The organism is Pseudomonas sp. JV245A (assembly GCF_032424515.1).
Classification (GTDB): domain Bacteria; phylum Pseudomonadota; class Gammaproteobacteria; order Pseudomonadales; family Pseudomonadaceae; genus Aquipseudomonas; species Aquipseudomonas protegens.
This window is the reverse complement of the sequence record NZ_VYKE01000568.1, coordinates 1-397: the sequence shown is the minus strand read 5'-3', so window position 1 is coordinate 397 and position 397 is coordinate 1. Positions and strand designations below refer to the sequence as shown.

At 69.5% G+C, this 397-nt stretch carries 1 protein-coding gene; it reads left to right on the top strand.

Features of this window, described 5'->3' with window-relative positions:
- Positions 1-397, top strand: a 397-nt coding sequence (locus F6S12_RS33065; RefSeq protein WP_315870031.1) for a sensor histidine kinase, incomplete at both ends; no start/stop codon positions are given.

Genomic DNA, 397 nt, shown 5'->3' with positions numbered 1-397 from the left:
CCCAGGCCCGGTTCGCCCGGGTCTCGCTGGGGGAAGAAGCGCGCCGGGTCATCGACCTGTTCGCCCTGAGCGCCGAAGAGAAGCAGCTGCAACTGCAGCCCAGTGGCGATGCCTGGGTGCTGGGGGACCGGCTGATGATCCAGCGGGCCATTTCCAACCTGCTGTCCAACGCCATTCGCCACAGCCCGCCGCGGGGGCAGATCAGCCTGCGGGTGGAGCAGACCATGGAGGCCGTGAGCCTGAGCGTGGGCAACCCCGGCCCGGGCATCGCTGCCAGCCACCTGCCCCATCTGTTCGAGCGCTTCTATCGGGTCGACAGCAGCCGCACCCGGGCCGAAGGCGGCACCGGACTGGGCCTGGCCATCGTCCGTTCGATCATGAACCTGCACCAGGGGCG